Source organism: Janthinobacterium sp. Mn2066, from assembly GCF_049319705.1.
GTDB lineage: Bacteria > Pseudomonadota > Gammaproteobacteria > Burkholderiales > Burkholderiaceae_D > Janthinobacterium.
The window spans coordinates 57,599-82,356 of sequence record NZ_JBMOUF010000008.1 but is presented as its reverse complement, the minus strand read 5'-3'; the positions used below and the strand labels follow the sequence as shown (position 1 = coordinate 82,356).

24 protein-coding genes are annotated in these 24,758 nt (G+C 61.6%); 14 read left to right on the top strand and 10 right to left on the bottom strand.

Annotated elements, in window-relative coordinates; translation table 11 throughout:
• Window positions 1-32: 32 nt before the first annotated feature.
• From ACL9RI_RS16585 to ACL9RI_RS16570, 4 genes are all read right to left on the bottom strand, one after another.
• Window positions 33-494 carry a hypothetical protein gene (locus ACL9RI_RS16585; RefSeq protein WP_422727618.1) on the bottom strand — a complete coding sequence of 154 codons (462 nt, stop codon included), beginning with the start codon at window positions 492-494 and terminating at the stop codon, window positions 33-35.
• Complete coding sequence (locus ACL9RI_RS16580; protein WP_422727617.1) at window positions 491-1,279, bottom strand: hypothetical protein; 789 nt, start codon at window positions 1,277-1,279, stop codon at window positions 491-493. The genes ACL9RI_RS16585 and ACL9RI_RS16580 overlap by 4 nt, the downstream gene beginning before the upstream one ends.
• An 89-nt stretch (window positions 1,280-1,368) precedes the next feature.
• A complete protein-coding gene (gene otnI, locus ACL9RI_RS16575) occupies window positions 1,369-2,151 on the bottom strand; it encodes a 2-oxo-tetronate isomerase (RefSeq protein WP_422727616.1) in 783 nt (260 codons plus the stop codon).
• Between the two features lie 125 nt (window positions 2,152-2,276).
• A complete protein-coding gene (locus tag ACL9RI_RS16570; RefSeq protein ID WP_422727615.1) occupies window positions 2,277-3,641 on the bottom strand; it encodes a DEAD/DEAH box helicase in 1,365 nt (454 codons plus the stop codon).
• Between the two features lie 278 nt (window positions 3,642-3,919).
• On the opposite strand from ACL9RI_RS16570, the gene ACL9RI_RS16565 reads away from it, so the two are divergent.
• The 3 genes from ACL9RI_RS16565 to ACL9RI_RS16555 all read left to right on the top strand — a co-directional run bounded on the left by ACL9RI_RS16565 (window position 3,920) and on the right by ACL9RI_RS16555 (window position 8,061).
• Entirely contained in the window at window positions 3,920-4,297 is a 378-nt protein-coding gene (locus ACL9RI_RS16565; RefSeq protein ID WP_422727614.1) for a BlaI/MecI/CopY family transcriptional regulator, read from the top strand.
• Window positions 4,298-4,300: 3 nt separating this feature from the next.
• Window positions 4,301-5,824, top strand: a complete 1,524-nt coding sequence (locus ACL9RI_RS16560; RefSeq protein ID WP_422727613.1) for a M56 family metallopeptidase — start codon at window positions 4,301-4,303, stop codon at window positions 5,822-5,824.
• An 83-nt stretch (window positions 5,825-5,907) separates the two neighbouring features.
• The gene (locus ACL9RI_RS16555; protein ID WP_422727612.1) at window positions 5,908-8,061 is read left to right on the top strand and encodes a TonB-dependent receptor plug domain-containing protein; all 2,154 of its coding nucleotides are present in this window, start codon (window positions 5,908-5,910) and stop codon (window positions 8,059-8,061) included.
• Window positions 8,062-8,123: 62 nt separating this feature from the next.
• Here ACL9RI_RS16555 and ACL9RI_RS16550 read toward each other — a convergent pair whose 3' ends face one another.
• Window positions 8,124-8,906 carry an inositol monophosphatase family protein gene (locus ACL9RI_RS16550; RefSeq protein WP_422727890.1) on the bottom strand — a complete coding sequence of 261 codons (783 nt, stop codon included), beginning with the start codon at window positions 8,904-8,906 and terminating at the stop codon, window positions 8,124-8,126.
• 195 nt (window positions 8,907-9,101) lie between these two features.
• On the opposite strand from ACL9RI_RS16550, the gene ACL9RI_RS16545 reads away from it, so the two are divergent.
• From ACL9RI_RS16545 to ACL9RI_RS16515, 7 genes are all read left to right on the top strand, one after another.
• Window positions 9,102-9,878, top strand: a complete 777-nt coding sequence (locus ACL9RI_RS16545; protein WP_422727611.1) for an RNA methyltransferase — start codon at window positions 9,102-9,104, stop codon at window positions 9,876-9,878.
• A gap of 152 nt (window positions 9,879-10,030) precedes the next feature.
• A complete protein-coding gene (locus ACL9RI_RS16540; protein WP_422727610.1) occupies window positions 10,031-10,981 on the top strand; it encodes an esterase/lipase family protein in 951 nt (316 codons plus the stop codon).
• A gap of 316 nt (window positions 10,982-11,297) precedes the next feature.
• Window positions 11,298-14,921 carry an EAL domain-containing protein gene (locus tag ACL9RI_RS16535; RefSeq protein WP_422727609.1) on the top strand — a complete coding sequence of 1,208 codons (3,624 nt, stop codon included), beginning with the start codon at window positions 11,298-11,300 and terminating at the stop codon, window positions 14,919-14,921.
• Between the two features lie 115 nt (window positions 14,922-15,036).
• On the top strand, window positions 15,037-15,558 hold the full coding sequence (locus ACL9RI_RS16530) for a phasin family protein (protein WP_422727608.1): 522 nt from the start codon (window positions 15,037-15,039) through the stop codon (window positions 15,556-15,558).
• 146 nt (window positions 15,559-15,704) lie between these two features.
• Window positions 15,705-16,376, top strand: coding sequence for a TetR/AcrR family transcriptional regulator (locus ACL9RI_RS16525; protein WP_422727607.1), 672 nt, complete (start codon window positions 15,705-15,707; stop codon window positions 16,374-16,376).
• A gap of 55 nt (window positions 16,377-16,431) precedes the next feature.
• Complete coding sequence (locus ACL9RI_RS16520) at window positions 16,432-17,205, top strand: hypothetical protein (protein ID WP_422727606.1); 774 nt, start codon at window positions 16,432-16,434, stop codon at window positions 17,203-17,205.
• Window positions 17,206-17,216: 11 nt separating this feature from the next.
• Window positions 17,217-17,762: a TIGR00730 family Rossman fold protein gene (locus tag ACL9RI_RS16515; RefSeq protein WP_422727889.1), complete on the top strand. Its 546-nt coding sequence runs from the start codon at window positions 17,217-17,219 to the stop codon at window positions 17,760-17,762.
• A 60-nt stretch (window positions 17,763-17,822) separates the two neighbouring features.
• Here ACL9RI_RS16515 and ACL9RI_RS16510 read toward each other — a convergent pair whose 3' ends face one another.
• Window positions 17,823-18,335 (bottom strand): YgjP-like metallopeptidase domain-containing protein, encoded by a 513-nt coding sequence (locus tag ACL9RI_RS16510; protein ID WP_422727605.1) that lies wholly within the window; start codon window positions 18,333-18,335, stop codon window positions 17,823-17,825.
• A gap of 49 nt (window positions 18,336-18,384) precedes the next feature.
• Window positions 18,385-19,182 (bottom strand): AraC family transcriptional regulator, encoded by a 798-nt coding sequence (locus ACL9RI_RS16505; RefSeq protein ID WP_422727604.1) that lies wholly within the window; start codon window positions 19,180-19,182, stop codon window positions 18,385-18,387.
• Between the two features lie 107 nt (window positions 19,183-19,289).
• On the opposite strand from ACL9RI_RS16505, the gene ACL9RI_RS16500 reads away from it, so the two are divergent.
• The gene (locus ACL9RI_RS16500) at window positions 19,290-20,180 is read left to right on the top strand and encodes an inositol monophosphatase family protein (RefSeq protein WP_422727603.1); all 891 of its coding nucleotides are present in this window, start codon (window positions 19,290-19,292) and stop codon (window positions 20,178-20,180) included.
• On the opposite strand, the gene ACL9RI_RS16495 is transcribed toward ACL9RI_RS16500, so the two are convergent.
• Window positions 20,177-20,593, bottom strand: coding sequence for a KGG domain-containing protein (locus ACL9RI_RS16495; RefSeq protein ID WP_422727602.1), 417 nt, complete (start codon window positions 20,591-20,593; stop codon window positions 20,177-20,179). The genes ACL9RI_RS16500 and ACL9RI_RS16495 overlap by 4 nt on opposite strands.
• A gap of 60 nt (window positions 20,594-20,653) precedes the next feature.
• Window positions 20,654-21,160: a phasin family protein gene (locus ACL9RI_RS16490; RefSeq protein ID WP_422727601.1), complete on the bottom strand. Its 507-nt coding sequence runs from the start codon at window positions 21,158-21,160 to the stop codon at window positions 20,654-20,656.
• 311 nt (window positions 21,161-21,471) lie between these two features.
• Here ACL9RI_RS16490 and purU point away from each other — a divergent pair, with 311 nt between their 5' ends.
• The gene (purU, locus tag ACL9RI_RS16485) at window positions 21,472-22,353 is read left to right on the top strand and encodes a formyltetrahydrofolate deformylase (protein ID WP_422727600.1); all 882 of its coding nucleotides are present in this window, start codon (window positions 21,472-21,474) and stop codon (window positions 22,351-22,353) included.
• Between the two features lie 173 nt (window positions 22,354-22,526).
• A complete protein-coding gene (locus ACL9RI_RS16480; RefSeq protein WP_300753419.1) occupies window positions 22,527-23,069 on the top strand; it encodes a YaeQ family protein in 543 nt (180 codons plus the stop codon).
• Between the two features lie 60 nt (window positions 23,070-23,129).
• Here the strand turns inward: ACL9RI_RS16480 and ACL9RI_RS16475 are convergent, their stop codons facing one another.
• Window positions 23,130-23,921: a head GIN domain-containing protein gene (locus ACL9RI_RS16475; RefSeq protein WP_422727599.1), complete on the bottom strand. Its 792-nt coding sequence runs from the start codon at window positions 23,919-23,921 to the stop codon at window positions 23,130-23,132.
• A 183-nt stretch (window positions 23,922-24,104) separates the two neighbouring features.
• On the opposite strand from ACL9RI_RS16475, the gene ACL9RI_RS16470 reads away from it, so the two are divergent.
• Window positions 24,105-24,740: an SAM-dependent methyltransferase gene (locus tag ACL9RI_RS16470; protein WP_422727598.1), complete on the top strand. Its 636-nt coding sequence runs from the start codon at window positions 24,105-24,107 to the stop codon at window positions 24,738-24,740.
• Window positions 24,741-24,758 lie beyond the last annotated feature (18 nt).

Sequence of the window (24,758 nt, the reverse complement as noted above, 5' to 3'; positions counted from 1 at the left end):
TCCCAGTATAGGTGCTGGCGAGCCAATTTCAATCAGTCGTGGGGCGCCGCTTGCAGCCGCTCACGCACCTTGTCGACACTGGCCAGTATGCGTTCCGGGTTGCCGGCGATGACGGCGCTGCCCAGGTTCAGCAAGCCCGTCGCCAGGCTGATCCAGTGGCGCACGTTATCGTTGCGGGCAATCGACAGGCGGGCCGCATCGAGCAGGCCGCTCAGCTGGCGCTGCGCCGCATCGAGTCCCGTCACGGTATGGCCGGCCGCGTCGGCATATAGCTGGTTCGCCTGCTGGCGCAGGGCCACTTCCAGTGCAAACACGGCTTGTGCCTGGGTCTGGCTAATGCCGTTCTCGCCCTGGCTGGCCCGCTTGCGGATGGCGCGCATGACGGCGCCATGCAGGCTGGCGGCCGCCTGCGACAGGCTGTCTGCCAGTTGCTCGACGCGCATGGCGCTGCTGAGTGCGGCTTCACGACGTTCGGTGATGACGGTATCCATCATGGTGCTGCTCCCGCTGTGTCAGTAATCGCCATGGCCAGGCGTCCATGTTCGCGCGCCAGCTGGCTCAGCTGTTTTCGCGCCAGGGTGTGGCGCAGGCCGTATAAGCGGTATTCTTCGCTTTTATCTTGCCGTACCGATGACGCCAGCACCGCCGGCAAGCGTTGCTGCGGCGTATCGGCGTAGGCGATTTCCACTTCCAGCAAACCGAGCACGATATCGCGTTCGTTGTCGCCGCTCTTGTCGTACAGCCGCAGCAAGCCATCGAGCGCTTCGAGTAAGGCTTGCAGCGGGGCATCGCCATCGTGCAGCACTTGCGCCAGCTGTATCTGCTGGCTGCTGCGGCCGGCCAGGCGCGACAATTGTCCCAGCAGGGCGGCATAGGCCGTGACGTGGCGGTCGTCGATGCCGTTGTCTGGCCAGGCGCGCAAGGCGCTGCCGGCGCTGCTCAACTCCTTGCGCAAGTCAAACGCGTCGTCGCGCGCCAACTGGCCCAGGGCTTGCAGATACAGGCGTATGGCTTGCACGATGGCGGCCACGTCGGCGTGCGCGGCGCGCGTTTGCGCAGCCAGCAGGCGTGCCTGCGTATCTTGTTGCGGCGACAGGTAAGGGCGGCTGCGCCGGTAGCTGTCCAGGTGGCGCTGCGACAATTCACTGAAGGCATTCAGGGCGCTGCCTTCGGCGGCCAGCGCGCGCACCTGGGCCAGTTCGGGGCGCGTACCGGCGCAGCCGGCCAGGGTGAAGGTCAGGCTGAACACAAGGCACAGGCGGCTGGGAAGGGAAGTCACGATATCTTTCGACAGTGAAAATACTGTATGGAAAGGTATTGTTATTCCTGTCTGTGCGATCTGCCTTGTGCGGGCGCAAGCTTGGACTATTACTCGGTGCTCAGGTGCGTGCGCCAGCCCAGTCCCGCGAGGGTATCGCCGGCGGGACGGTATTCGCAGCCTACCCAGCCCCTGTAGCCGACCTGGTCGAGCAGCTTGAACAGGTAGCGGTAATTGATTTCGCCCGTGCCCGGTTCGTGGCGGCCGGGCGTATCGGCGATCTGGATATGCCGTATCAGCGGCAGCAAGGTGCGGATGGTATTGCTCAACTCGCCCTCCATGCGCTGCATGTGATAAATATCGTATTGCAGGAAGATATTACTGCGCTGGCAATCGGCGATGATGTCGGCCGCTTGCTGGCTATGATGGAGAAAGTAACCGGGCATGTCGTAGTGGTTGATCGGCTCGATCAAGACCTCGATGCCATGCGGGCGGCAGGCATCGGCCGCATATTGCAGGTTGCCGATCAGGCTTTGCCGGGCCCGCTCCAGGCTCATGCCGGCGGGCACGATACCGGCCATGCAGTGCAGCCGGGTCGCGCCCAGCGCCAGCGCATAATCGATGGCCAGGCGCACGCCGGCGCGAAATTCTTCATTGCGGCGCGGATCGCAGGCGATGCCCCGTTCGCCCTGTTCCCAGTCGCCAGGAGGCAGGTTGAACAGCGCCAGCTGCAACTGATGCTGTTCCAGCCGCGCCGCGATGTGCTGTTTTTCCAGCGCATACGGAAACAGGAATTCGACGGCCTCGAAGCCGGCGGCCCTGGCCGCGGCGAAACGGTCGAGGAAGGGCAGTTCAGTAAATAGCAAGCTGAGGTTGGCAGAAAAATTGGGCATGGCGCGGTTAAGAAATGAGGAAGCGTTGAACACCATCCTAGCCCAATTTCCAGGAAAGTGGCGGGCATAAAAAAACCGTTCCGGAAGCAATTCCTGGAACGGTTTTTTAGGTGGCCGGGAAGGGCTTAGCGGCCGCGGCCGCCGGAGCGATGCGATGCTGCCGAGCGCGGCTGGTTGCCGCCACCACGATTACCGCCGCCCGATGGGCCGCCGCTGCGTGGCTTGGCCCCGCTGCCGCCGGTTTTGACGCGCACCACCTGGCCAGCTGGCGCGCGGCTGTTGTTGCGGTGGCCGCCGGTGCCGCTGCGCAATTGCACAGGCTGGGCGCGTGCCGTCGGGTCTGGTTCAAAACCAGGGATGACTTCGCGCGGCAGGCTTTGCTTGATCAGCTTTTCGATGTCTTTCAACATTTCGTGCTCATCCACGCAGACCAGCGACACGGCTTCGCCCTTGGCGCCGGCGCGGCCCGTGCGGCCGATACGGTGCACATAATCTTCCGGAATGTTCGGCAAGTCGTAGTTCACCACGTGGGGCAATTGATCGATATCAATACCGCGCGCGGCGATGTCGGTGGCGACCAGTACTTGCAGGGTGCCATCCTTGAATTCGGACAGCGCGCGTGTGCGGGCCGACTGGCTCTTGTTGCCGTGGATCGCCAGTGCGCCGATACCGTCCGCGCCCAGTTGCTCGACCAGCTTGTTGGCGCCGTGCTTGGTGCGCGTAAAGACCAGCACTTGCGTCCAGTTATGCGCCTTGATCAGGTAAGACAGCATCGGGTGTTTCTTGTCGCGGTCGACCGGATGGATTTTTTGCTTGATCACTTCCACGGTCGAATTGCGGCGCGCCACTTCGATCATGGCGGGCTTGTTCAGCAAGCCATCGGCCAGCGCCTTGATCTCTTCCGAGAAAGTGGCCGAGAACAGCAGGTTCTGGCGTTTCGGCGGCAGCACGGCCAGCACTTTCTTGATGTCGCGGATGAAGCCCATGTCCAGCATGCGGTCGGCTTCGTCGAGGATCAGGATTTCCACTTTCGACAGGTCGACCGTGTTCTGGCCCATGTGGTCCAGCAAACGGCCTGGCGTGGCGACCAGGATGTCGACGCCGTGCTTCAGTTGCTTGATTTGCGGGTTAATGCCGACGCCGCCGAAGATCACGGCCGAGTTCAGCTTGGTGTACTTGCTGTAGGCGCGCACGCTTTCTTCGACTTGCGCCGCCAGTTCGCGCGTCGGCGCCAGGATCAGCGCGCGGATCGGGCGCGTGGACGTGTTGCTGGTAATCGCCGCGCCATTCGCGTCGGTCGACAGGCGGTGCAGCACGGGCAGGGTGAAACCGGCCGTCTTGCCGGTACCGGTTTGTGCGCCGGCCAGCAAATCGCCACCGGCCAGCACGGCAGGGATCGCCTGCGTCTGGATCGGGGTCGGCACGGTGTAGCCGTGTTCGGTAACGGCACGTACGATAGCGTCGGACAATCCGAGGGAGGAAAAGGACATGATAACTTTATTGTGAGATCGGCCTGTCGCCATCGTGAGGCGCCAGTCGCAGGCAATCAGATTAGGGGTCGAAAGACAGCGGCAAGGGGACTGGTCATATGTGCCGCACACGCGAAGTATAACAGCCTGGCATAAAAGCGTTTCAATTGATTCACAAATGAAAGGATGCATGAAAGAAAATTCATGTGACAACTGTCGCAAATTTTGCTTGCATTGCATGTGACAATTGTCGCATAATTGTTTTAAACGTCACGCATTCATCCGGCAAGGGGAAAATCATGAGTACGCCATCGGTTACCGAACTATCGTTATTGAAGGCGCTGTGGAAACAGCAGCCCTTGTCTTCGCGCGAATTGCACGCCAGCGTGGAAGAAGAACTGGGCTGGTCGTTTTCCTCGACCCGCAAGACGGTCGAGCGCATGCTGGAAAAAGGCATGTTGTCCCAGCGCAGCCTGCATGGCGTGCTGGTGTATGAAGCGCATGTGGACAAGGTGGCCACCCTGGCCGCGTTTGCCAACGATTTCGGCCGCAGGGTGATGGAAATCGACAGTCCTTTGCCGGTAAGCATGTTTACGGGCAGCAAGCTCGTGGACCAGCAGGAACTGGCCGAACTGGAGCAAATGCTGCACGACTGGCCCCTCGACAACAAGGAGTAAGCGATGACCTTGTTTGCCTTGAAATTATTGCAATCGACCATCGCCTGCCTGCTGGCCGGTTTGTTGCTGCAGGGCCTGCTGCACCTGGCGCAACGGCGCTGGCCCGTGCTGGCCGCCCAGCGCGGCGTATGGCTGGGGGCGCAGCTGCTGCTGGCCTTGGTATTCATCTTGTCATTGCTGCCCCACAGCCAGCGTATCAGCGTGGTGCCGGAAGTAAGCTTGCTGGTGACTACGACGGTAGTCCAGGCGCTGCCGACGCCCTTGGCACAGGCAACGCTCGCGCCCGCATTACCGGCCGACGATGCGCAGACTGCCTTCCATGCGAGCTGGTTGAAGCGCCTGGCGCTGGCCTGGCTGCTGGTGTATCCATGTGGCGTGGCCTGCATGGCCTGGCGTTACCGGCGCAACCAGGCCCTCGTGATGGCGATGCTGAAGGCGGCGCGTCCGCTGGACCTGGCCACCCTGCAGGCGCACGGGGCTTTTACGGAAGCGCAACGGCAGCAGTTGCAACAGCGGCGCATGGCCGTGCTGGAAATCGATGCACCGATTTCGCCGATGCTGCTGGGCACCCTGCAGCCGCGTTTGCTGTTGCCCGCGCATCTGGCGCACTTCACGCAAGAACAGCAGCAATTGATCATCGAACATGAACTGACGCATACGCGCCGCCGCGATCCGGCCGTGCAATTGCTGGCCGCCAGCTTGCATGCCTTGCTGTGGTTCAATCCGGCCTTGCGCTGGCTGGGCCAGAAACTGGGCTGGGCGCAGGAACTGGGCTGCGATCGGCAAGTGCTGGCCGGCCGTCCCCAGCAGCAGCGGCAACAGTATGCAGCCGCGCTGGTGCGCCAGTTGAGCGTGCAAGCCTGTTTTCCTGCCGGCCTGGCCTTTGGCGGCAAACCCGGCGGCATGGCCGACCGGGTAGCCCGCATGCGTGACCCGCAGTCCGGCAGCATGCCGTGGGGCGTCAAGCTGGCCGTGATAACGGTGCTCGGCACTTTGGGCGCGAGCAGCGTCGTCCTGCAACCGGCGCTGGCCTGGGCTCCGGCTGAGGCTGCATCCGCCTCGGCAACCGCTACTGCAATACCTAATACCGTTCCCTGGCGCAATCCGCTGGCCAGCATGCGCGTCACCGGTTTTTTTGGCGTGGTGCGTCCCACTACACCCAAGGGGCTGAGTGGACTGGACCTGGCCGCCAGCCGTGGCACGCCCGTGCATGCGGTGGCCGATGGCGTGGCCAGGGTGGCGCACGATGACTGGATGGGCAATCTGGTGCGCATCGATCATGGCGCCGGGCTGGAATCCTGGTATGTCCATCTGGACAGCGTTGCGCTGGCCGATGGCGCCATCGTCAAGGCGGGCCAGACCATCGGCACGGTGGGCGCAACAGGGCGCGCGGCGACCGGTCCGCATCTGCACTTCCAGGTGCGGCAGGACGGCAAGCGGCAAGATCCGCAAACCAGGCTGGCCGGCCTGGACGCCAATGCCAGCGAGCGCGCCCTGCGCATGCGGCGCGCACAGTTTGGCCGCTAATCCTGGGCCTTAACACCTGGACTGAATATCGGGTTGGCGCGCAGCGCTAACCCGGCAACCACTACCCTTTTACGGGAACCCCCATGCGATTGAATTTATTTTTGTGCAGCCTAGCGCTGCCGTTGACGGCGCACGCCCATGCCGATGATGTCATCACGGATGCCAGCGAGGCCATCGTTCCTTCCGTGACCGTGAATGCCGGCAAGCTGCAGCAGCGGCGCAACGATACGGTAGCCAGCATCGTGGTCGGCTACGAGGAATTGAACCAGCAGGGCGATCGTACCCTGTCGGACGCCCTGAAACGCCTGCCCGGCATTAGCATCGGCGGGCCGCAGGGTAACGGGCAGGGTGCGCAAATCCAGCTACGGGGACTGGGCCAGGGTTATACCTTGATCATGCTCAATGGCGTGCCCGTGCCGGCCGGCTTTTCGCTGGACTCGCTCGATCCGGAACTGGTTGAGCGGGTGGAAATCATGCGCGCCGCCACGGCCGAATTTTCCGCGCAGGCGATTGCCGGTTCCATCAATATCATCCTGAAAAAAGTCTCCCGGAAGCCAGAGCGCACCTTTAAACTGGGTGCATCGCACAGCCATGGCATGCCGGCCGGCAGCGCCACCATGCAGTTGTCCGACAAGGATGGACGGTTGTCGTATGCGCTGGCCGGCACGCTCAGCCACACGGGGCGCCAGGGCTTGCTGGACGAATGGGACCGCGAATACGCTGCCGATGGCAGGCCCACGGTGGTGCGCCATCTGCCGCTCACCGAACGCGTGAGCAGTGACGCGATCGAACTGGCGCCACGTTTGCAATGGGCACTGGACGGTGAAGACAGCCTGTCCTGGCAAAACCTGTTCAGTTTCCGACGCCTGGCCAGCGCCCGCCATGTGGTGGAAACCGCTTACCTGGGCGGCAATACCGACTATCCGGACAATGACGCCTACTTTAACCAGGACAGCAGCACCGTGCGCAGCGACCTGCAATGGCTGCGCAAGCTGGAACACGGCGCCAGTCTCGACCTGAAGCTGGGCTTGAACTACAACCACCGCAGCAGCGACTACACCTTCCAGGGCGCTGGCCCGGGGAGCAGTACCACGCACCTGGTCGATTCGGGCGTGGACGACATCGGCGCCAGTCTCAGCGCCACCTATCGCCGGCCGCTCGGCGAACATCACACCCTGGCGGCGGGCTGGGAGGCGGAACGCCGGCGGCGCGCGGATTTTCGCCGCGAGCGCCAGCTGGTGCCGGGCAGGCTACCGGTGCTGTATGACACAGACTATGCCGCCACGGTGCGGCGCCTGGCCTTGTTCGCGCAGGATGAATGGGACATCTCGGCCCGCTGGTCGCTGTACCTGGGCTTGCGCTGGGAAGCCTTGCGCACGGCCAGCGCCACCGGTGACGCTGCAGCGGTCGACGTGCGCTCGCAAGTGTGGAGCCCGGTGCTGCAAAGCCTGTGGAAATTGGGCGGCAAGGACCAGCTGCGGCTGGCCGTTACGCGCACGTATAAAGCGCCGCAGGTTTTCCAGCTGATACCGCGTCCCTACACCATAGACAATGGCAATAGTCCCACCAACCCGGATACGCAGGGCAATCCGGCGCTGCGCCCGGAACTGGCCTGGGGCCTGGATACGGCCTATGAATATTATCTGGCGGAAGGCGCGATGCTGAGCGCCAGCGCCACCATGCGGCGCATCTCGGATGTGATGATGGACAAGCTGTACCAGGATAATGGACGCTGGGTCAGCTCGCCGTTCAACAACGGCACGGCGCAGGTGCGTGGTGTCGAACTGGAAGCCAAACTGCCCTTGACGGCGCTGTTGACCGGTGCACCCAAGCTGGACTTGCGGGCCAACCTGGCGCGCAACTGGTCGCGCGTGAATGCCGTGCCCGGCCCCGATAACCGGCTCGACAGCCAGCTGCCGTGGAGCGCCAACCTGGGCGCCGATTACCAGTTGACCGGCTTGCCCTTGACGCTGGGCGGCAATCTCAATTACCAGGCCGGCGGCGCCTCGCGCGATACACGCGAGCTATCGAGTTACCAGGGCACCAGGCGCGAACTCGATCTGTACGGGCTATGGAAGTTCAGCGACAAGCTGCGCCTGCGCGTCTCGGGCGCCAACCTGCTGGCGCAGAAGTTTCCTACGCGCAGCCTGTATGCCGACGGCAGCGGCAGCATCGTGCGCACGGTCGATACGGGCAGCTACCGCACCGTGCGCCTGATGCTGGAAGGGTCGCTTTAGGGGTTGGAATGCAAAAAAACCGGCCAGGGCCGGTTTTTTTGTGGGTGCAACATGCGCAGCAGTTATGCGAATGGCGTCAGCAAAGTGATCATCTGGCCAAAGATTTTCGGGCTGGCGGCGATGATGTCGCCCTTGTACAGGTAGTCCGATTCGCCGTTGAATTCACCGACGATGCCGCCCGATTCCGTGATCATCAGGGCGCCGGCGGCGATGTCCCAAGGCTTCAGGCCTTTTTCGTAGAAGCCGTCCAGGCGGCCGCAAGCCACATAGGCCAGGTCCAGCGCGGCCGAGCCGGCGCGGCGCACGCCCTGGCTGCGTTCGCCCATGATCTGGTACATCTTCAGGTATTCGTCCAGCGCTTTCACGCTGCCAGCCACATAGCCGGTGCCCAGCAGGGCGTTGGCGATGCGGTCGAGCTTGGTGACGCGGATGCGTTTTTCATTCAGGTAGGCGCCGGCGCCCTTGCTGGCCGTAAACAGGTCGTTGCGGACCGGATCGTAGATGACGGATTGCGTGACGACGCCGCGCTGTGCCAGCGCGATCGAAACGCAGTATTGCGGGAAGCCGTGGATGAAGTTGGTGGTGCCGTCCAGCGGATCGATGATCCACTGATATTCATTCTCGTCGTGCGAGTTGGCGGAAGCGCCCGACTCTTCGCCCAGGAAGGCGTGGTCAGGATAGGCCTTGGACAGCACCTCAATGATGGCTTGTTCAGCCGCCTGGTCGACGTCGGTAACGAAATCGTTGTGTTGTTTTTCCGTGACGACGACGCGGTCGAGGTCAAAAGAGGCGCGATTGATGACAGTGGCGGCGCGGCGGGCGGCTTTGATCGCCGTATTGAGCATTGGGTGCATGTGAGCTTCCGTTAAAAGCACGCGAGCGCCCAGCGGTGCTTTTCAGTACCGGAGCGCAAGTGTGCAAGAATGAATTAAAGAGCGTAGCGGTGGCGAAATGGTTAAAATCCCGGCCTGACGTCAGCGTTGTGTGACGTCGCTTCCCGAAATTTCCTGTATCGATACCGCGCAATGGCGCTATTTTAAATGAATCTGCCCGAAACCAACACGTCTCTTGCGTCTCTTTTTACTCGCCTGCGATTTATTCTTGTCGAAACTAGTCGCTCTGGCAACATTGGCGCCGTGGCGCGGGCCATGAAAACGATGGGTTTTTCCGAACTGGTGCTGGTCAATCCGCGCTTTCCCGACGCCTTGACGGACCCGGAAGCGGTCGCCTTTGCCAGCGGCGCGCAGGATATCCTGGCCGGCGCGCGCATCGTCGGCTCGATCGCCGAAGCGCTGGAAGGCTGCAATTACGCGGCCGCCGTGTCGGCCCGGCTGCGCGAATTCTCGCCGCCGGTCATGGCGCCGCGCGCTTTATCCACCCAGCTGGCCGCCAGCACGGATTTGCACGCGGCCGTGATCTTCGGCAATGAACGCTTCGGCTTGCCCAACGAGATCGTCGAGCAGTGCAATGTGCTGATCAATATCCCCGCCAACCCCGAGTATTCGTCGCTGAACCTGTCGCAGGCGGCGCAGGTGGTGGCGTATGAATGCCGCATGGCGGCGCTCGACGCGTCGGATGCTGCGCCTGCCGCCAGCGCCATCGGTTTTCATGGCGACGCGGCCAGCCTGGCCCAGGTCGACGGCATGTATGCGCACCTGGAACAGGCGCTGGTGGCGATCGATTTCCTCGATGCCGACAATCCGAAAAAGCTGATGCCGCGCCTGAAGCGTCTGTTTTCGCGCACGGGACTGGAGACGGAAGAAGTCAACATCCTGCGCGGCATCGCGCGCCATATCCTGGCCGTGGCGAAGAAGTAAGCCTGTGGCGCAGCGGCGTGACTGGCGAGGTGACTAGACCCCGCACTCTACCGTGCAACTACCGTCGCCGCCCGCGCTGGCATACACTTGCCAAAAATATCAGGAGGCAGGATGCGGGGCGAAGGGCGGGACAAACCGGGCGAGGCGCGGCCATGATCGCGCGCCTCCTCAAGGCAGTGATGCTGCTGCAGCTGCTGGCCGTGCTGGGCCTGGCCTGGCTGCTGCTGCAGTGGCCGGTGGCGCCGTGGCTGGCACTGTTATTGGCGCTGGTCATCGTGCTGGCTGCGCGCGCCGTCCTGGTGCTCCATCACTTCTGGCAAAGCCGCCACTTTGGCAGCCCGGTGCCGCCCGCCTTCCGGCTCGATGCCGCTGGCGCCGCGCGGCTGTTTTTCGGCGAGCTGCTGGCTGGCTTGCGGACCTCGTCGTGGGGCATGCTGCGCCCTCGCCTGGCCCCGCCGGGCGCGCAGTCGGCCTGCGGCTTGCCGGTGCTGCTGATCCACGGTTATGTGTGCAACCGCGGCTACTGGACGCAGTTGAGCCGGCAGCTGGCGCAGGCCGGCATCGTGCATGATGCGCTCGACCTGGAACCGATAGGCGCCGGCATCGACGATTTTTTGCCGCAGGTGCGGCGCGCCGTGCAGGCCCTGCGCACGCGCACCGGTGCGCAGCAAGTCATCATCGTGGCGCACAGCATGGGCGGCCTGGTGGCGCGCGCGTATCTGCGCCAATACGGTGTGCAAGAGATCGCGCGGGTGATCACGGTGGGCACGCCGCACCATGGCACGGCGCTGGCCAACCTGGGGCTGGGACGCAATGCGCGCCAGATGAGCCGCCCGCATGGACAGCCGTCTCCGTGGCTGGTGCAGCTGGCCGCCGGCGAGTCACCCGAAGTGCGGGCCCGCTTCACGTCTATTTATAGTCATCACGACAATATCGTCGCGCCGCAGGATTCCGCCTGCCTGCCCGGCGCCCGCAATTCGGCCTTCGGCGGGATCGGCCATGTGGCGCTGGCCAGCGATGCGCGCATCCTGGCGCGGGTGCTGGAGGAAATCACTATCGTGTCCGAAGTCGCAAACGGCGTTTGCAGCATCCATTCAGGCTGAATTTTGAGGCATTTTGCCTGCGTGGCAAGAGTGTCTGCCTTGACTCTGCTGTTGCTGTTTTTTAACAGGGCAAGCAGGAGAAAAGGCTATTTCCGAATCGCGTACTGGTTTAAGCTTGGTGGCAGCAGCTTCTCTTGATGCGTCTGCCTGGCGAGGCCGGCAATAGCGTCGGCAGCGGCGGATTCGGCTGATGCGATTTATACTGAGGCTTGCGATAATCTGTTGTAGGATTGTTATGCTGTAGAGCCTGCTTGCACAAATGGGAAAGTGCGCGGCAGGCATTCATGATCGTAGGTGTTTTTGGTGGGAGTGCTAATTGTCTGCACGGATCCTGATTATTGAAGATAACGCCACCAATATGGAATTGATGGTGTATCTGTTGCGCGCGTTCGGTTATACGCCACTGGCCGCCTATGACGGCGAAGAGGGCGTGCGCATGGCGCGCAGCGAAGTGCCTGACCTGATCATTTGCGACGTGCACCTGCCCAAGCTCGATGGCTATGGCGTCGTGGCGGAACTGAAAAAAGACCCGGCCTTGCGCAAGATTCCCGCGCTGGCCGTGACGGCGCTGGCCATGGTGGGCGACCGCGAGCGCCTGCTCGAAGCAGGCTTCAATGGCTATATCGGCAAGCCGATCGAGCCCGACCTGTTTGTGGCGGAACTTGAATCTTTTTTGATCGGGGCGCCGTCGACGCCCGTTAAAAACGACATTGCCACGATTTTGATCGTTGACGATCATGTGCTGAACCGCGAATTTCTCACCGCGCTGCTCGGTTATGGCGGCCACCGCCTGCTGGAAGCGGCCAACGGGGTGGAAGGCCTGGAAATCATGCGCACCGAGCGGCCGGACCTGATCATCTCCGACATCCTGATGCCGAACATGGATGGCTACGAATTCGTCACGCGCGTGCATGAAACCCCCGAACTGGCCGACGTGCCCATCATCTTTTATACGGCGACCTACCGCGAACAGGAAGCGATCCTGCTGGCGCAGGCCTGTGGCGTGCGCTGGGTGCTGCCGAAACCCTCAGATCCCGAGGTGATCGTGCGCACGGTAAACGAGGCGCTGGGCCTGATGGCGCCGGAGAGCCAGCTCAAGTCGCGGCCGCGCGCCGCTACGCCGCCGGGCAAGTTGGGCGGCATCGAACATCAGGTGACGGGCTACCTGGAAGAACTGGAATCGAGCAGCCAGCAGATCTCGCAGCTGGCCAGCCAGGGCGAGGGCCAGGTGGCCGTGCCGGAAGATTTATCGATCATGACGGAGCGCCTGTCGCGCTCACTTTCCAGCCTGCAGGCGGTCAGCCTGCGCCTGACCGCGCTGATCGAGCTGGGTATCGAGCTGGGCGCCGAGCGCGATCCGCACGCGCTGATCGCCGCGGGCTGCAAGGTGGCGCAAAACATCTGCGTGTCCAAATATGCGTGCATCGGCGTGCTCGACGAGGGCGCCGGCAAGCTCAGTTATTTTTCCTCGTGCGGCAGCGAGGAAAATATCGGCGACATCGCCAACGCGCCGCGCACGGGCGTCCTGAACCGGCTGCTGGAACAGCGCGAGCCATATCGCGTCAATGGCTTGCAGGGCGATCCTGGCGCACTGGGCCTGCCCGCCAGCCATCCGCCCGTGCATTCCTTCCTGGGGGTGGCCATCGCTTCGCGCGAACGCAGCCACGGCTGGCTGTACCTGGTCGACAAGCTGGGCGCCAGCGAGTTTTCCGAGGTCGATGAGCGTGTCGCCGCCACCGTGGCCGCGCAAATCGCCGTCGCCTATGACAACCTGCTGCTGTACGATGAAATCAAGCGCCACCACGAGCAGCTGACCCTGGACATGGAGGCGCGCATCCGCCTGGACGAGGATTTGCGCCGTTTCCGCCTGGCGATGGACGCCACCGCCGACGCCATTTTCCTGGTCGACCGCGCCGAGATGTGCTTCATCGACGTCAACCAGACGGCCTGCCGCATGCTCGGTTTCGAGCGCGAGGATTTTCTCGGCCTGCGCACCGGCCAGGTGCGCGAAGGCGAAGCACCACTCGAAGAGCTGTACAACAAGCTGCTGGCCGGCGACCAGAGCGGCCAGATGACGGAATTGCAGTTGCAGCGCAAGGATGGCTCGCGGCTGGCCGTCGAAGTGCAGCGGCGCACCGTGCGTTCGGGCCAGAACTGGATCCTGGTGGCGGTGGCGCGCGATATCAGCGAGCGCAAGGATGCCGAGCAGCGCCTGCTGAAGCTGGCCCATTTCGACACCCTGACCGGCTTGCCGAACCGCAGCCAGTTCTATGAATCGCTGACGCATTCCTTGTCGCAGGCGGCGGAGCACCAGTGGGCGGTGGCGGTGCTGTTTCTCGACGTCGACCGCTTCAAGAATGTCAACGACACCCTGGGCCACACCCTGGGCGACGAGCTGCTGCGCCAGTTTGCCAGCCGCCTGGTCGAATGCCTGCGCGTGCGCGACACCATCGGGCGCTTTGGCGGCGACGAGTTTGCCGCCATCCTGGTCTTGCCCGAAGGCGCGCAGCATGCGGTGGGCGTGGTCGACAAGATCCGCGAGGCGATGCGCAAACCATTTGACTTGCAGGGCCATGAAGTGACCGTCACGGTCAGCATCGGCATCTCGGTCTACCCGGACGACGGCAGCGACGCCGATATCCTGATCCAGTATGCCGACACGGCCATGTACCGCGCCAAGGAGGCGGGCCGCGACGTGTTCCGCTTCTTCACGGCCGAAATGAATGCCCAGTCGATGGCCAGGCTGGACATGGAAAACGCGCTGCGGCGCGCCATCGACAACGAAGAATTCGTGCTGTTCTTCCAGCCCAAGGTGCATATCGGTTCGGGCCGCATCAGCGGCGCCGAGGCGCTGATCCGCTGGAACCGGCCGGGCCACGGCATGGTGTCGCCGGCCCTGTTCATCCCGCTGCTGGAAGAGACGGGCCTGATCGTGCGGGTCGGTAACTGGGTGCTCGACGAGGCCTGCAAGAAGATCAGCGAGTGGGGCGCGACCAGCATCGGCCCGGTGCACCTGTCGGTGAACGTGTCGGGCATCCAGTTTTTCGTCGGTGGCCTGGAAGAAGAGGTGCTCAAGGCGATTCGCAAATACGATATCGCGCCCGACCTGCTGGAGCTCGAATTGACGGAAAGCTCGCTGATGTCGAATGCCGAGGAAACCATCGCCGTGTTGCGCAACCTGAAGGCGCTGGGCATCCAGATTTCCATCGATGATTTCGGCACCGGTTATTCCAGCCTGGCCTACCTGAAGCGCTTCCCGATCGACAAGCTGAAAATCGATATCGCCTTCGTGCGCGAAGTGACCAGCAACCCGGACGACGCGGCCATCGTGCTGGCCATCATCAGCATGGCGCACAGCATGAAGCTGCAGGTGATCGCGGAAGGGGTGGAAAAAGATGCGCAGCTGGCTTATCTGCGGCGCCATGGCTGCGACGAAATGCAGGGCTATTATTTCAGCCGCCCCGTGCCGCAGGACGAGTTCGAGCAAATGCTCACGGGCGGCAAGCTGCTGCCGTCGCCGCAGGAGCTGGCGGGCGATGAACAGCAGACCTTGCTGATCGTCGATGACGATGTCTTCATGCTCGATGTGCTGAGCGACTTCCTGGCCCAGGACGGCTACCGCATCCTGACGGCGCAGACGGCCGCCGAGGGTTTCGATATCCTGGCGCGCCACAAGGTGCAGGTGATCCTGTGCGACCAGTGCATGCCGCAGATGAGCGGCACGGAATTCATGGAACGGGTCAAGCACCTGTGTCCGGACACCTTCCGCATCATGCTGTCGGCCTATTCCGATTTGACGCCGATCATGGCGGCGATCAACCGCGGCGCCGTCGACCGCTTCTATACCAAGCCGTGGAAAGGCGCCGTCCTGCGCGAAAACATCCGCGAAGGCTTCCGCCTGCATGGCTTGCTGCACGGCCCCGTGCGCGCCGCCGCCTGAGCTGCCGCAGTTTTAGTGGCGGCGCTCTATCATATTAGATTCCTCGCTCTAGTTTTGCTCACTACAATCAAATTGCCCGTAGTGTCCGTGGGCAGTCGAATGCAAGGAGGCGATGATGGCGAAGAAACTGAAGGAACTGGCGGAAGACAGCGAGTTGGCGGAGGCCGTGCGCAACTCCGCGCAGCAGATCTGGCAGGCGGGACTGGGCGCTTTCGCCAAGGCGCAGCAAGAAGGAGGCCGCGTGTTTTCCAGGCTGGTCCAGGAAGGCACGGCGTTTCAAGAGCGGGCCGGGGCCAGGGCAGCCAACGTTGGCGACACTGTCAGCAAGATTGCCGGTGGCGTCGGCAAGCAGGCCAGCGGTTCCTGGGACAAGCTGGAGCAAGTATTTGAAGAGCGCGTGGCGCGCGCCCTGGCCACCATCGGCGTGCCCACGCAAGGCGAAATTGCCGCGCTGCACGAACGGATCGACCAGCTGAGCCGCCAGGTGGCGGCGTTGTCGGGCGCCAAACCGGCCGCCAGGGCCGCACGCAAGCCAGCCGCCAGGGCGGCGACCCCGGTTGCCACCAAGCCCGCCGCGACAGCGCGCGCCAGGCCAGCCAGCAAGCCTGCCGCGCGAAAGAAGGGGACGGATGACTAGCGCGCCGTATTCCCAAGCCTGCCCGCGCAGGCTTTTTTTTCGCCACCGTGCGGATCTGGCGCTTCTGCGTGCCGACGCTGCGTGCTGTTTCATTGGAACTATTTTAGATGGTATGCTTGCGGCAGAACAAAGAGAGACTGCCCGCCATGCTACAAAAAGTACCACGCCGCACCCGCGAACGCATCCTGGAGTTGTCGCTGCGCTTGTTCAACGAGTTTGGCGAACCGAATATCACGACCACCGTGATTGCGGAGGAAATGAATATCTCGCCGGGCAACCTGTACTACCATTTTCGTAACAAGGATGACATCGTCAATTCGATCTTTGTCCAGTTCGAGGCGGAAATCGAGCGCATCCTGACGGTGCCGGACGGGCGCCGCTCGAATATCGAGGATGTCTGGCTGTATCTGCACCTGATGTTCGAGCTGATCTGGCGCTACCGTTTCTTTTACCGCGACCTCAACGATTTGCTGTCGCGCAACCGCAAGCTGGAATTGCACTTCAAGCTGATCCTGGCGCACAAGATCAAGGTGGCCACCCAGCTGTGCGAAGATTTGCGCAGCGAACAGTCGCTAGAGGCATCGGACATGGAAATTGCTGCCATGGCCACTAATATGGTGGTGGTCGCCACCTACTGGCTGTCGTATGAGTATGTGCGCAATCCGCGCAAGTACACGGAGCAGCAGTCGATGTCCGATGCGCTGGCGCGCGGCTGTTACCAGGTGCTGTCGCTGATCGGCCCTTATTTACGCAATGAAACACATTTGCTGTTTCGTAAGTTGTCTGAAGAGTATGTGACTAAACTGAAGAGCGATTGACTGGCCGTCCACGCTGGTGGACGCGGACCACACGCTCGCTGACTGGAGAATCGGCATGGCCTGGACACAATTTCCGTATCCCGATGACGCGTATGTGTATACGCCACAGACTTTGGAAGCTGCCTGGAAGCGCTTGCACACCGGCGATGTAGAGGTTTTTCCCCAGCAAGACAGGCTGGTGCAGGCCTGGATCGCCTTCCATGCCGGCGATTTCGAGCGGGCCGTCAAGCTGGGCCTGGCGGCCGGCGTGCCCGGTTATGCCGTGGCGCACAAGGCCACCTGCGTGTACGCCACCCATCTGGAGATGGACGAAGGCCGCAGGCTGGCCCTGTACGAAGAAGTGGCCGAACGCTGTGAGCGCCAGCAGCAGGAACAGCCCGACAATCCGGCCGGCTTTTACTGGCATGCCTACAGCCTGGGCCGTTATGCGCTCGGTATTTCCGTCGTCAAGGCGCTGGCGCAGGGACTGGGCGCCAAGGTGCGCAATAGTTTGAACCGCACCGTGACCCTGGCGCCGCTGCACGCCGAGGCGCATGTGGCGTTTGGGATTTATCATACGGAAATCATCGACAAGGTAGGCAGCATGATAGGCAGCCTGACCTATGGCGCCAGCAAGGACGATGGCTACCAGCACTTCAAGACGGCGCTGGCGCTCAATCCCACTTCGGCACTGGCCCATAGCGAATATGGACGTGCATTGAACATGCTCGACGGTAACAAAAAACTGGCGGAAGTGCTCGCCTTGTACGGCAAAGCCGCCGACTGTGTGGCGCTGGACGCCAAGGAGCGCCTTGAAGTTGAGGCTGCAATTGATGAACTGAAAGAGTAAGGATCGCTGTGATCAAGGCTTTATGTGTGTACTGTGGCGCCAATGCAGGCGTGACCCCCGAATATGCGCAAGCGGCGCGTGCACTGGCGCGTGTGCTGGTATCGGAAAATATTGCGCTGGTGTATGGCGGCGGCAAGGTCGGCCTGATGGGCGTGATCGCCGATGAAGTGCTGCGCCTGGGCGGCGAGGTGACGGGCGTGATCCCCACCCAGCTGGTCGAGCGCGAAGTCGGCCATACGGGCTTGACGCGCCAGTTCGTCGTGAAGGACATGCATGAGCGCAAGGCCATGATGGCCAGCCTGGCCGACGCCTTCATCGCCATGCCGGGTGGTTATGGCACCCTGGAAGAATTGTTCGAGATGCTGACCTGGGCCCAGCTGGGCATCCACGCCAAGCCGATCGGCCTGCTCAATGTCGACCATTTCTACGATGGCTTGATTGCCTTCGTACAAAACGGCAAGGAGCAAGGTTTTATCCGCCCGCAGCATGCCGCCTTCCTCAACGCCGATGCCGATCCGGCCGCGCTGGTGCAGCGCCTGAAGGAGACTGCGCCCTGAGCCTGGCGCTGATGGCGGCAAACGGGCCACCCGCAGTTGATGCGGGTGGCCTTTTTTACATCATGACCACAGGCGCTGGCCCGACAGGTCCAGCTGGGTCAAATACAGGCGCACGTCGAATTCGTACTGGTGGTATTGCGGTTCCATATACGTGCACAGTTTATAAAAAGCCTTGTCGTGCTGTTTTTCCTTGACGTGCGCCAATTCATGCACGGCGATCATGCGCAAAAATTCCATCGGCACTTCCTTGAACATGGTGGCCACGCGGATTTCGTGCTTGGTTTTCAGCTTGCCGCCCTGCACGCGCGAGATCGAGGTGTGCAGCCCCAGCGCATGGTTGATCACGTGAATCTTGCTATCGAACGCCACTTTGTTGATCGGTTCGGCGTTGCGCAGGAATTCATTCTTCAAATCCTGCACATACTGGTACAGCGCCTTGTCGTTGCGCACATCGTGCGCGTTCGGATAGCGTTTCAGTAACACTTCGCCCAGCTTGTCTTGCGCGATCAGCTGCCGCACTTGCGATAAAGTTTGCTCGGAATAGGCGCTCAGGTATTTCAGGGGTGCTTGCATCTGGGACGGGGAGGGCAGGGGGCGAGGCGAGAATGTACCACAGCGTGGGCTATCGGCCGGCAAACCTGGCTGGCGTGGTGCCCAGCACGCGCCGGAACAGGGCGATAAAACTGCTGACGCTGTCATAACCAAGGGCCAGCGCCACCGTGGTGACCGTCTCGCCCGCATGCAGCAATTCCATGCCCTTTTGCAAGCGCGCCAGCTGGCGCCAGGCGATCAGCGACATGCCGGTTTCTTCACGAAAATGGCGCGTCACGCTGCGGCGCGACAGGCCCAGCGCGTTTGCCCAGTCGTCGAGACTGCGTCCGTCGGCCGGATCATGGGCGATGGTCGCCGCCATCTGCAATAACCGCGGGTGGCGCGGCATCACCAGGCGCAGCGCTTCGGCTGGCGTATGGGCCAGTTCATCGAGCAAGACGTCGAGCAATCGTGTTTGGCGCGCATCGGGTGCGGCGTGGGGCGGTAGTGCGCGCAAGCGGCCCAGTACCGCCTCGACCAGCGGCGTCATGCGCCACGCCTGCGATGTTGCTGGCAGCGTCAGGCATAGCGCGGGCGCCAGGTAAATGGTCAGGCCCACCAGGCTATCGACCGCATGCTGGCTGTGCGCGCTGGCGCCGTGGCGCAGGCCAGGCGGTATCCAGCCGATGTGTCCTGGTGGCAGCACTGTACGTACATCACCGGCCTCGATCACGATCAAGCCCTGCAAGGCCACATATAACTGACCCTCCGGATGCACGTGCAAATGCTTGCCCCGGCCATCCTGCGCCGTTTGCGGCAGGATCAGCAGTGGCGCATCGTTCGTCAGGCGCCGTTCAAGAAACGCCGGGATGCTTGCAATAAGCGTCATGGGGGTGTGCCGATATTGGCCCGATTCAATTATTAACTGGCATTTTAGCGTTAGCACGCCAACGCTGCAGGCGAGACACTGCACTTTTCTGACAGAGGAGTGTAAGGATGAGTAATGCAGTGAGCAATACAGTGAGTAATGCAATGAGCACGGCCAATACCGCAGAGATCGATATCGAGATGGTGTTGCAACAAGTACGCCTGACAGGCCAGCAATTGAAGCAACAATTCCAATCCTTGACGCCGGTGACGGAAACGGGAGCCTTGTTTGCCACCTTCAAGCGCATCGATGGCGCAGCGGCCGAGGATTTGCGCCAGCGCCTGGCGCAACTCTACCCGGCCATCGCCTGGTTCGATGGTGAGCCTGGTGGCGAACTGGACGACAGCGCTGCCCTGCCTGTGGGTGATTGCTGGCTATGCGATGTGATCGACGGCGCCGTGCAGTATTTGCGCGCCATTCCGCAATGGTGCACTACCTTGACCCTGCTGCGCGATGGCCAGCCCTTGCTGGTTGTCGTCTACGATGCCATGCATGAAGAACTGTTCCATGCAGTGGCTGCCACTGCTTTTATGGCCGGTACGGCTGGCGGCGCCTTTCGCAATGGCGTGCCTGTCACGGTCAACACCCGCAGTAGTTTTCATGAAGGCATCCTGGCCAGCAGCCAGCCGCCATTTGCCTTTCGCTACCCGCAAGCGCTGCGCCAGGCGGGCCAGTCGCTGAGCGCCATGCTGGAACACGCCATCGCCGTGCGCAACCTGGGGGCGACCGCTTTGCAGATGGCTTATGTAGCGTGTGGCCGCCTGGACGGTTTTTGGGTCTACGGTCCAGACGGCTACAACTGCACCGGCCCTGCCTTGCTGGTGCGCGAGGCGGGTGGTCTGGTCACGACGGCAGAAGGTGCGCCATATGAGCTGACATCGCACAGCCTGCTGGCGGCGCCCGCTGGCGTGCATGCCACCATGCTGGCTACCTTGCAGCAGGGTCCAGGCCAGGCCTAGGGCTTGTCGTCACTTTTGTTGCCGCCTTGCCGGCCAGCCTTGGACGATTGCTCGGACGCGCCGCCACGGCTGGCCGAGCTGCCGCGGCTTTCATTGTCGCGGTTGGCCGATTGCCGGCTCTCGCCGCCTTTGCGGCCGATCTCCGCCATGTGTTCGCGGTTGCGGCTGACAGCTTCGCCTCCTTTCTGGCCTGCCCGACGGGCTTCTTCCGAATCGAATTCGTGCGCCGTGCCTTTTTGATGCGCGGCCTGGCCGCCCTTGCTGGCAATTTCGCGCTGCTGTTCTTCATTCATGGCCGCGAAACCCCGTTTGGCCGGCACCTTCTGGGCGCCTTGGCCTTCCGTTTTCTGGCTGCTGCCAGTGCCTTTAGCTTGATTGCCTTGATTGCCGTCATTACCTTGATTGCTAGCCATGTTGTTCTCCTTGCTGTCGATTACATCACTGATTTGGAATAAGTCGGGGTGTCGAGCTTGTCAATGCGTTGGATAGTCCCGTTTGCCGGCATCTCTGCCCGCATCCTGATGGCTCACGCCATCGGCGACTACGCCGGCGTGCATTTTTTCGATCAGATCGCGCTGGCGCTGCGTGGCTTTTTCCGTTTCTTCTGCCGTCTTGCGCACCACTTCGTCGGCGAACGCCGCCGCCGTGCGGCTCGTTTCAGGGAGATGGGTTTCCGCTGTGCGGTTCATCTCGACATGGGCATTGGCGACCAGATGCGACAGTTGCTGTTGATAGCGCTGCAGCTTGCCGGCTGGCTGCATCTGGTTCAGGGCCAGCGAAAAGAATTCACTTGGGTCGCGCGCTGCCAGCATTTGCTGATGGGTCTGGTTGAACTCTTCGAGCATTTCCTGGACCGCCCGCAGATTGAGTTCGCTCACTTGCTGTGCGGTGTCGACAAGTTTGCGGGACAAGTCGGCAGCGAAATCAAGCTGGGCTTGCAGATGGGATTTCAGGGCGGGGCTGATACTGGTTGGGAACATGTTCTACCTCAATAAAAATCTGGTCGTGGGACACCCGGTGTGCGGATGCGACGGATGAAACAAGCAAAGAGATAGACGCCGAATACGCCATCAGGTTCCACGCGGCACGCGGGTTTATCGGGCATGTTTGCCCTTGGGCGATGGGGAAATACGTGGGTCTTGTGCTAGATCAATAGTTCAGTCCATCGCCGGCCAGTCGCCGCTGGCGCTGGGCGGTGATGGAAAATGCGGCTGGTGGCGCTTGATCGTGCGACAATATCGGGCTGCGCGGCAGCTGGCCTCGCCCTTACTTCAACTTCCTTGATCGACCCATGATGCATCCTGAATACATCCTGACCCTGTCTTGCCTGGACCAGCGCGGCATCGTGCATCGTGTCTCGGGTTTCCTGGCCGAGCATGGCTGCAACATCATCGATTCGGCCCAGTTTGGCGATCCGGAATCAAAATTGTTTTTCATGCGCGTGCATTTCGCGCTGGAAGAGAGCGCTGTCAGCGATCTCCAGCTGCGTGCCGACTTTGCCGAACTGTCGCAAGCGATGCAGTTGAATGGCCTTTTCCAGGGCCAGTTGCACGATGCGCGCAGCAAGCCGCGCGTGATGCTGATGGTGTCAAAAATCGGCCATTGCCTGAATGATTTGCTGTTCCGCTACAAAAGCGGCTTGCTGGACGTGGAAATCCCTGCCATCGTGTCGAACCACATGGAGTTTTACCAGCTGGCGGCCAGCTACAATATTCCGTTTCACCACTTGCCGCTGGCGACGGGCGCCCCGGAGTCGGCCAAGCTGGCGCAGGAAGCGCGCATCATCGAGCTGATGGACACGCACAAGATCGACCTGGTGGTGCTGGCGCGCTATATGCAAATCCTGTCGCCTGGCCTGTGCCAGGCCCTGGCCGGGCGCGCGATCAATATCCACCATTCCTTCCTGCCCAGCTTCAAGGGCGCCAAGCCGTATGCGCAGGCGCATCACCGTGGCGTCAAGCTGATCGGCGCCACCGCCCATTTCGTCACGGGCGAACTCGATGAAGGCCCGATCATCGAGCAGGACGTGGAACGGGTCGACCATGCGATGGATGTCGAGACCCTGACGGCGATCGGCCGCGATGTGGAATGCGTGGTGCTGGCGCGCGCCGTCAAATGGTTTGTCGAGCACCGCATCCTGCAGAATGGCGACAAGACGGTCGTCTTCCGCTAAAACACCTGACCAAACCTACTGCGCCTCGGTATAGGCGGCCTGCGATGCTCACCGTACTAAAGTACGGTTGCGCTTCTCAGCCACCTCTCCCTTCCGCTCGCTACGGTTTTGTCAGGTGTTGTAAGTTGCCCTAATTTTTTGTTTATTTACACTTATACCTACAGAAACACACGATGGCTCTTAAAGCAACAATATTCAAAGCCGATCTGCAGATCGCCGATATGGACCGCAATTACTACCAGGATCACGCGCTGACCCTGGCGCGCCACCCGTCCGAAACCGACGAGCGCATGATGGTGCGCCTGCTGGCGTTCGCCATCCACGCCGACGAGGCGCTGACATTTACCAAGGGGCTGTTCGATACGGAAGAGCCTGATTTGTGGCAGAAAGACCTCACTGGCGCGATCCAGCTGTGGATCGAAGTGGGCCAACCTGACGAGAAACGCATCCTGAAGGCTTGCGGCCGTTCGGAACAGGTGATCGTCTACAGCTATGGCGCCACCAGCCATATCTGGTGGAAACAGATCGCCAATAAACTGGAACGGGCAAAGAACTTGACCGTGATCAACCTGCCCTCCGACGCAGCCCAGCAGATGAGCGGCCTGGCGCAGCGCACCATGCAGCTGCAATGCACGATACAGGATGGCCAGATCTGGCTGACCGACAGCGTGACCACGGTGCAGATCGACCGCGAACCGGTAAAGCCGGCCCGCTAAGCGCGCTTTGTGAACAACACAGCCCGGACTGATCCGGGCTGTGTTGTTATGGGGAAGGGTTTAGTTAGGTGCGCTGCCCAGGTGCTTCACACTATCCGGGCGTCGCATATTCCGGCTGACGCGTGGATCGCCGTAGTAGCTCACTTCGCCCGAGCCGCCGATGCTGATGTTCAAGTCTTCCTTGGCCCACACTTGCGCCTCACCCGAACCGCCTATGCTCACTTGCACTTCCCTGGCGGCCAGGCGTCCTGCCTGGATATTGCCCGAGCCGCCGATCGAGGCCGTGAACTGATCCGTTTTGCCGCTGACCTGGAAGCTGCCGCTGCCGCCGATGTTGATAGAGACATTACGGCTGTCTACGTCGCGTGCATTGATGGTCCCCGAGCCGCCCACATCGAAGCGCAGCCTGTCGCCGCGCAAACCGGTGGCGTCGATGCTGCCCGAACCACCGACGCTGACGCGTTCCACATGGCGTGTCTGGATGACGATATTAAGTGTTGTTGCGTAGAAATTGGTATTGCGTTTTGAGGGCCGGATACGCAGGGTGCCATTTTCCACTGCCGTATCGACCAGGGGCAGGATATTGTCGTCGGCTTCGATGGTGATGCTTTCAGTATTGCCAATGCGCAGCTCGACATGGCCAGGCACATTGAGCGCCACGCCATTGAAACTGCCCACTTCACGTGTCTGTTTCTGCAACTTGCCGCTGCCCTTGATCTTGCTGCCGGCGATCCAGTCCAAAGGCGAGGCCAGTGCTGGTGTGGCTGGCACGGCCATGGCGCATATGCCGATGGCCAGCAGGAGGGTACGTATCACGGCGGACATGCGGGTGTGGAAAATCGTATGCACCATAAAAACTCCTTCTGTGATTAAGTTGTTAAGCCGATAGTAAGGCAAGTGCACACTCGTGGCTACGCGACTGCGACAGACTGCAACGGGAGAGGCATAGAATGCAAGCTGATGCGACAGCTTGGCATGAGGTATCATGCGGGCATTATGACGACCGGCGCATGCCGCTCACTACACTGGAATTACATGCTGATCATCACCATCAAACAAGGCAAGGAAAAAAGCTTGCTGGGCCAATCGTTTATCTATGCGTCTGCGATTGATAAAGTCGAAGGCAAGCCGCAGGAGAAAATGAAGCCCGGTTCGACGGCCATCGTGCAAAGCTCGTCCCGCCAATTCATTGCCCGCGCCGCCTACAATTCGAAGTCGCAGATCCGCGCCCGCATCTGGAGCTTCAGGGAAGATGAGCCGATCGACCACGCGCTGATCAAGCGCCGGGTCAAGGCTGCCATCGAAAAGCGTTTGCCGGCCATCAAGAAAGCCGGTGAAAACCAGCTATTGACCCTGATCAAGGGCGAGGATGAAGGTTTGTCCGGGCTGGTGGTGCAACTGTTTGGCGGCGCGCAAGGTTACCTGATCTGCGAATTCAACGCCGGCGGCGTCGATGCCTGGAAAGTGGCGATCGTGCAGGCGCTGATGGCCGCCACCGGCTGCCCGAATGTCTATGAGCGCTGCGATGAGCTGATGCGCAAGGGCGAAGGCTTGCCTTTGATCGACGGCGCCCTGGCCGGCGAAGAGCCGCCCGATGAAGTCATGCTGACCGACAACGGCGTGCGCTTTGCGCTGGATTTGAAGACGGGGCACAAGAGCAAGTTCCGCTGATAGTGTTGTAATTGTTTT